We start from the raw sequence: 6,609 nt of genomic DNA, 5'->3' as shown, positions 1-6,609 counted from the left end.
TTCTTTTGTGGACTGCGTAAGAATCCCCCGCCTTTAGGCGGTGGGAGTGTCAATCTTGATCTCCACATAGCAGCAGGGATCCCCACTGCCGGCAAAGGTCATCGGGATCCCTCCTTCAAAGGCGGTCATCACGTAGGCTTCCAGCTTGCCCACCTGTTTGGCCAGAGCAGCAGAGAGCGACTTGAGCAGCGCCTCTACAGCGGCAGGTTCCGGCTTTAGAGGCGTTTGCAACTTGATCAAGGGCATAGGCACTGCTTTTTGTCGACAAGTTGATCTTGCCGTTGCCGGCTTGTTTTTTGCGGGATCCCCCTGTGGTAGCTTAGCTGCAGAGTTCCGCCGATCCCCATGGAGCAGAGGAAGCCGGTCAGTTCTGAGCCTAACCACCCCACTCGAGCTGAGGCAGGGCCGCAGGAGGTGCGAACCGAGGCTGCTCCTGCCCCTGTCGGCCCTTACAGCCAGGGCATTGCCGCTGCAGGGCCATTTCTATTCGCCGCCGGACAGGTGGGCCTGGATCCCAAAACCGGCAAGCTGGCGGGGGAAGATGTTGCCTCGCAAACTCGGCAGGCGCTGCTGAACCTGAAAGCCGTGCTGGAAGCAGGGGGAACAAGCTTGGCCAATGTGGTGAAGACCACCGTTTTTTTGGCGGATATGAAAGACTTTGCCGCCATGAACGCGGTTTATCGAGAGTTTTTTGCCGCCGATCCGGCACCGGCCCGCTCTTGCGTGCAGGTGGCTGGCCTGCCCTTGAATGCCTTGGTGGAAATCGAGGCGGTGGCCTGCTACCGATAGCGGCGGTTAAAAGCTGCAACTCTTCAACCCCCAGATCCAGAATGTTGGCCATCTGGGCTGGGGCGACCGTTTTCCTCGGGTGCGGATCCCGGCAAGTCGGGCACCGGGTCGTAGCCTCCCGGGTGCCAAGGGTGGCAGCGGCAGAGGCGGCGGATCCCCAGCCAACCGCCTCGGATGGCACCGTAGCGCCGCACGGCTTCCAGGGTGTACTGGGAGCAGGTGGGGTAGTAGCGGCAGGCAGGCGGTAGCAGAGGGGAGATGGCCACCTGGTAGCCTCGAATCAGGGCAACTAAACCGCGAGTCAAGGGATCCGACCGTTCCGCCATAGGCCAGCGTACAAAAAGGCCATTTCCAGGCTAACGTCTGCCCTCCTGCGCAGCTCCAGACAAGAGGTTAAGATCCAAAAAGTCACCACCCAAATATACATTTCGTAATACTTCTGTTCGGGGATGCCGTGGAGACGGCTTTGCTCCTCGGCATGGTTGTAAGAGTTTCATCAGGAGTGGGCGTGAGGGCATTTGGGCGGCTACAGCCAGCACAGCGGCGCAACTTGGGCATTTTGTTCGTGGCCGGGCTGCTCTTTTGGGCCAGTCTGTCTGCGCTGTTGCCCACGCTGCCGCTCTACGTCCGGGATGTGGGCGGCACCAGCCAAGAGGTGGGCTTGGTGATGGGGGCCTTCTCGATTGGGCTGCTGGCTTTTCGTCCTTGGCTGGGGCGGCTGGCGGATGGCCACAGTCGGCGCATTGTGTTGCTCATCGGCATGGGCGCGGCGGGGATGGCGCCTTTGGGGTACTGGCTTTGGGATTGGATCCCGTGGATAGCGCTGGTACGGGCCTTTCATGGGATCAGCATCGCCGCTTTTGCCACCGCCTACGTTACTTTGGTGGCGGATTTTGCCCCGGAAGAAAAACGCGGCGAGATCTTGGGCTACATGAGCTTGGTCAATCCCATGGGTGTAGCCATCGGCCCTGCTTTGGGCGGTTTTTTGCAGGAGCTGGCCGGTTATGGCCCTCTGTTTCTCTTCGCCGCTTTGCTGGGGTTGGTGGGCTTTTTCTGTACCCAATTGGTTCGAGAGCAGCGCCGTGGGGATTGGGGATCCCTGCCCTCGGATGGGGCGTTTTGGGGCCTTGTGCTCAGCCCGAAGGTGTGCTCTCTCGCCGGGGTCATGTTGTTGGTTGGCCTGGCCTTTGGCACCCAGACCACGTTTGTGGCTCTGTTGATCCAAGAGGCCGGAGTTCCCCTGAATCCAGGTCTTTTTTATACGGCGGTGGCCCTGTCCAGCTTCGGCGTGCGCCTGCTGGCTGGTCGCGCTTCCGACCGCTACGGGCGGGGGCCGTTCATCTCGCTCAGCCTGGCCACCTATGCTCTGGCGATGGGGATCCTGAGGGTTGCCGACAGCGCTGCGGCTTTTCTCGCCGCCGGGATCGTGGTGGGGTCGGGTTTTGGCACCTTGATCCCGCTGATCTCCGCCCTGGTGGCGGATCGCTCTGAGCCGGCGGAGCGCGGTCGCCTGTTTAGCTTGGTGATGTGTGGCTTTGACTTGGGCATTGGGCTGGCGGGGCCGATCCTGGGCACGCTGGCGGGGGGGTTCGGGTATCGGGCCATGTTTGGCTACGCCGCCCTTCTGGCGTTGGCTTCCTTGGGCTCTTTTCTCTGCTTCTCCAACGGGCGACCGGGATCCTCCCTGCGCTTTGCCTTGGGCCTGGAAACCGATCGGTTTCGACAGCCAGATCCTGTCCCTTCGGAACAGCCCCAGCCGTCCCCTCCCCTGCCAACGGGATCCCGTCCTGCCCTCTAGGCACCCTGATTTTTGTCCCCAAGTCCGATTTGCCCTATCCTAGGCTGGGGTTGCTGTACAAAAAAGAACTCTGGGCAGATGGGAGCACGGGGTTGGCTTGCCCTCCTGGGATCCCTGCTGGTGGGCGCCTTAGGGGGATGGATCGAGAGCGCTTGGGGGGTAACGGTGCGGGTGGCCTTGGCCGATGCCACCGCCCCTTTGGTGGTGGGGGTTTCTCTCCCTGCCCAACTGACCAATAGCCGCCAAGAGGTGCTGGCCGAGTTGCCCCCCATGCAAGGGTTTCTGGCCCAGCCCGGCCCTCAGGGGGTGCGCCTGCAGGGGGTGGTCAGCCCGGTGTTGTTCATCGAGCCGCAAGCGGGTGGCCTGGTGGCGGTGGATGGCCGCTGGTATTCTGGCAAAGTGCTCCTGACCGGCTACAACCGCTTGCTGGCCATCAATTACGTGGATCTGGAAGACTACGTGGCCGGCGTGGTGGAAGCCGAGATGGGATCCCGCTTTCTGCCCGAGGCCCTCAAGGCCCAGGCGGTGGCAGCCCGCACCTATGTTCTTCACCACCGCAATTCCCGCGGCTGGTTTGACGTGTTTAGCGACACCCGCTCCCAGGTGTATCGGGGTCTGTCGCAGCGCTCGGCAGCCGCCCTAGCAGCAACACACGCCACCCGCGGCATCGTCATGGTGTATGGGGGGCAATTCGTGAATGCCATGTATAGCGCCAGCGCCGGCAGCCAAACCGTCGGGGTGAGCGGGATCCCTTACCTAAAAAGCCTGCCGGATTTTAGCCCCTATCCCAAGTACGGGCATGGCATCGGCATGAGCCAGTGGGGCGCCCAAGAATTGGCCCGCCGGGGCTGGACTTACCGCCAAATCTTGGCCTACTACTACCCCGGCGTCAGGTTTGGCCGGTTGCCGGATTGACCTACTCCCCCTTGCTCTGGGTTGCCAGGGGTGCCCATCTCCCCAGGTTGCCCTTCAGCCGCAAACGGGCCGGGTTCACCCTTGGCCGGCTTCTTCTGGTTAAGACCGGAGTGGACCTAAATAGGGCAGCCACAACTTTGCCCAAGAGCTTTTGTGGGCATGCCGATCCCGGCCTAGGGGACAAAACTGCCGGGCTGAGAAGCAGCAACCCAGACCACGCAATCTCCCCTCACCTCCAACCAGCCACCCCCTGGGTAGTCGGGGCTGCGGCTGCGGCGGCCTGCTTTCAGGAGCCGGATCCCGGCTTCCACCTGCTCAAAAGTCGGGTGATGGGGCAGCAGCAGCGACAAGAATTGGAACATCACCTGCCGCTGCAGAGCCAGGGGCGCAGCCCGCAAGGGATCCCGTCGCAGCCCCGGCAAAGCCGGCTCGTACACCTGCAACCATAGTTGGGCGGCTTGCGCCACCACCAGCTCATGCTCTGCCTGCAACAGCGTGGCCGCCCGATTCAAAGCCGCTTCCAGTTGCGGGTTAAAGTGCTGCTTGAGATAGGGCATCACCTCTAGGCGAAGGCGGTTGCGGCCATGAGCCAAATCCTGGTTGCTGCGATCCGGCCAGACCGGCAACTGGTATTGTCGGCAGAACTCTTCCGTTTCCCAGCGGGAAAGGCCCAGCAGGGGACGCACCAACCAAGCGGAGGTGGGATCCCGCTCGTCCAAACGCCGTTGCCAATCTAGGCTGACCAGGCCGGCAGCCCCCGTGCCCCGCAGCAGGTTCCACAAAAACGTCTCCGCCCGGTCGCTGGCCGTGTGCCCCGTGGCCACCGCCTCGCAGCTCCAGGTGCGCGCCCATTTGTCCAGTTGCTGGTAGCGCCAAGCCCTGGCCCCCGCCTCATCCCAGCGGATGGGATCGGCAGTCTCAACGGCGTGGGGCAGGCCCTGCTGTTGCAGCCATCCCTGCAAAAACTGGGCACACGCCGTCTCATCGGCTGACCAACGGTGATCGCAGTGCAAAACAAAGATCTGCCACCGCCAGCGCGGCTGCAAATCCCGCAAGATCTGGAGCAGGGAAAAAGAATCTTGTCCGCCGGAAAAAGCTACCAGCAGCCGCTGGCCGGGGCGAAGCAGTTGCCGCTCGCGAATGGCACACTGAACCCGCAAGTGAAGAGGAGAAAGCCTGGCCACAGTTGGCTATTGCTCGGGGGCAACCCAGACCTGGGATCCCTCAGGCAAGGGCCCGAGTGAGATGCGAGGCCACCGTCTGCACAGCCGCAATGCTCCGCTCGTAGGCCATGCGAGTCGGCCCCAGCAAGGTGACCGTCCCCAGCGGCGCCGAGCGGCGGCGATAAACTGAGGCGATGACCGTGCAGTGGTGCAGCGATTCCAGCGGGTTCTCGCTGCCAATGTAGATGATCACGGGAACGTTGTGGGATGGATCCTGATCTGCGGTGCTGGAGGATGCCTTCTCCCTGGCCGACGGGGCCGAGAGAGCCGCTTCGCTCGTGAACAGGCAACCTGGCGTGGAATAGAGCCCGATCATCCCCTGCAGCTGCTCGGATCCCTCTTCGAGCAACTGGGCCACCGCCTGCATCCGCTGAGCCTGGGAAAACTCCGGCTGCCGCATCAGCTCCGTCATGCCCGCGCTGAACACCTGTCCTAGAGAGGGCCGCAGGTAGCGTTGGACTACCGAGCGCAGCAGTTGCTGCAGCCAATGGCTGTAAGCGCGAAACTCCTCATCCAGCTTCAACCAGCTCAGATCCTGCAGCTCGGCAAAAGTCTTGCCCCGCAATTTCAGGGTGAGGAAGTTGCTCAGTAGCTGCAGTTCATCTTCCAGATCCTCGCGCCGATCGTCAGGCCAATCCGGTGGGCTGACCAAGGCCGAGTGGGTTTGATAGGAATCCGTAACCACCAGCACCATTACCCGCCCCGGCCCCACCGACAACAACTGCACGTGGTGAACGGCTACCACCGGCCCCTGGGGAGGGGTGATGAGGGCGATGCAACCGCTCAAGTGGGCCAAAAGCTGTGCCACCCTCTGTAGGAAGCTATCGAGGTCGTCCCCCAGCTCACGGTTGAGCTGATCCAGCAACTGCTGCAGCGCAGGATGGGGCTCCGGCTGGGGAGCATCGTTCGGGATCCCATCCATGTTGGCGGAGCTCAACAGATCGTTCACATAGACCCGATAGCCAAAGTCAGAAGGGATCCGACCGGCAGAGGTGTGGGGCTGGAACAGCAACCCAACCTGCTCCAGCGTGGCCAAGTCGTTGCGAATGGTAGCCGTGCTGACTCCGAGGTTGTAGGACTGGGCCAAGGTTTTGGAGCCGACAGGTTCTGCCGTGGCAATATACCTGCGCACCGTTGCCCACAGGATCTTCCGTTGTCTAGGAGTCAGTTCGAGTTTCATGGCTGCTCAAAAGAACCCAATCAACACCTGCTAAGGGGAATTAGCCAATGGATCTCAGGTCAACCAAGCTAGGGCTAAATGAGGATCAGATAAACTTTTACTTCTCTCTTTAACTTTATTGTTACCCTTTCATCTTGGGTTGCAGGCGCGGAAAATTGCAACAGCAGAGGTGGAAAGAGGTGGAGGCTCTTGGTTTGGCGAGAAAAGCGGAGCTCCCTGTAGCCTCTGCATCCTTATTTTTGCCCAAAGGGGGTACTAAAGTGTTAAGTCAACTCTAGGCTAAGTGAGCCTGCTGCTGCCTGTTCTGTATCGTTTTGTATCTTTCGAGGTCGCTCCATGTACTTGTCCCCCCAGGAGGTTGCTCTACCTGGCCGTCCAGCTAGCTCGGGATCGGCGGCAGTGGGGCCTCCAACTCAATTACCCCAAGGCGGTGACCTACCTGAGCGCAGCTATCTTGGAGGGGCGCGGGAAGGGAAAACCGTTGCTCAGGTGATGAGCGAAGGTCTGACGTGGCTGAGCCGAGAGGACGTGATGCCAGGGATCCCGGAAATTCAAGTAGAGGCCACCTTTCCCGACGAAACCAAGCTGTTAACCATCCGCTAGCTGCTTTCTAAGGATCCCCCAAAGACCCAGAGACTTTAGGAGGTTGTCCATCAGAACCTCCGGGGTACTCCCGCCACAGCGCAGCTTGGCGGGCTGGAGGA

Annotated in this window: 7 protein-coding genes and 1 pseudogene; 4 read left to right on the top strand and 4 right to left on the bottom strand. The window is 61.3% G+C overall.

What is annotated here, in order from left to right:
• Nucleotides 1-33: 33 nt before the first annotated feature.
• The gene (locus tag NW855_RS05845; RefSeq protein WP_011431387.1) at nt 34-246 is read right to left on the bottom strand and encodes a phenylpyruvate tautomerase MIF-related protein; all 213 of its coding nucleotides are present in this window, start codon (nt 244-246) and stop codon (nt 34-36) included.
• Between the two features lie 168 nt (nt 247-414).
• Between NW855_RS05845 and NW855_RS05840 the strand changes: the two genes are divergently transcribed.
• A complete protein-coding gene (locus tag NW855_RS05840; RefSeq protein ID WP_011431385.1) occupies nt 415-789 on the top strand; it encodes a RidA family protein in 375 nt (124 codons plus the stop codon).
• 23 nt (nt 790-812) lie between these two features.
• Here the strand turns inward: NW855_RS05840 and yidD are convergent, their stop codons facing one another.
• Nucleotides 813-1,115: a membrane protein insertion efficiency factor YidD gene (gene yidD / locus NW855_RS05835; RefSeq protein WP_099812756.1), complete on the bottom strand. Its 303-nt coding sequence runs from the start codon at nt 1,113-1,115 to the stop codon at nt 813-815.
• Between the two features lie 182 nt (nt 1,116-1,297).
• Here yidD and NW855_RS05830 point away from each other — a divergent pair, with 182 nt between their 5' ends.
• Together NW855_RS05830 and NW855_RS05825 are read left to right on the top strand one after the other, a co-directional pair.
• A complete protein-coding gene (locus NW855_RS05830) occupies nt 1,298-2,587 on the top strand; it encodes an MFS transporter (protein ID WP_011431383.1) in 1,290 nt (429 codons plus the stop codon).
• 78 nt (nt 2,588-2,665) lie between these two features.
• Entirely contained in the window at nt 2,666-3,502 is an 837-nt protein-coding gene (locus tag NW855_RS05825) for a SpoIID/LytB domain-containing protein (protein ID WP_011431382.1), read from the top strand.
• Nucleotides 3,503-3,675: 173 nt separating this feature from the next.
• On the opposite strand, the gene tilS is transcribed toward NW855_RS05825, so the two are convergent.
• Together tilS and NW855_RS05815 are read right to left on the bottom strand one after the other, a co-directional pair.
• Nucleotides 3,676-4,686 (bottom strand): tRNA lysidine(34) synthetase TilS, encoded by a 1,011-nt coding sequence (gene tilS, locus NW855_RS05820; protein WP_414508513.1) that lies wholly within the window; start codon nt 4,684-4,686, stop codon nt 3,676-3,678.
• Between the two features lie 40 nt (nt 4,687-4,726).
• Nucleotides 4,727-5,905: an HrcA family transcriptional regulator gene (locus NW855_RS05815; RefSeq protein ID WP_011431380.1), complete on the bottom strand. Its 1,179-nt coding sequence runs from the start codon at nt 5,903-5,905 to the stop codon at nt 4,727-4,729.
• Between the two features lie 358 nt (nt 5,906-6,263).
• On the opposite strand from NW855_RS05815, the pseudogene ureA reads away from it, so the two are divergent.
• Nucleotides 6,264-6,508 (top strand): annotated as a pseudogene (ureA, locus tag NW855_RS05810) (urease subunit gamma).
• Nucleotides 6,509-6,609: the final 101 nt, after the last annotated feature.

The sequence above is a fragment of the Synechococcus sp. RC10B2 genome, from assembly GCF_047502635.1.
The sequence above is the reverse complement of the archived record's forward strand: the minus strand, read 5'-3'. Positions and strand labels throughout refer to the sequence as shown.

What these genes read in the sequence shown, in the direction of transcription:
- NW855_RS05845 (WP_011431387.1), bottom strand. Translation starts at nt 246, where the DNA reads ATGCCCTTGATCAAGTTGCAAACGCCTCTAAAGCCGGAACCTGCCGCT.
- NW855_RS05825 (WP_011431382.1), top strand. Translation starts at nt 2,666, where the DNA reads ATGGGAGCACGGGGTTGGCTTGCCCTCCTGGGATCCCTGCTGGTGGGC.
- NW855_RS05815 (WP_011431380.1), bottom strand. Translation starts at nt 5,905, where the DNA reads ATGAAACTCGAACTGACTCCTAGACAACGGAAGATCCTGTGGGCAACG.
- yidD (WP_099812756.1), bottom strand. Translation starts at nt 1,115, where the DNA reads ATGGCGGAACGGTCGGATCCCTTGACTCGCGGTTTAGTTGCCCTGATT.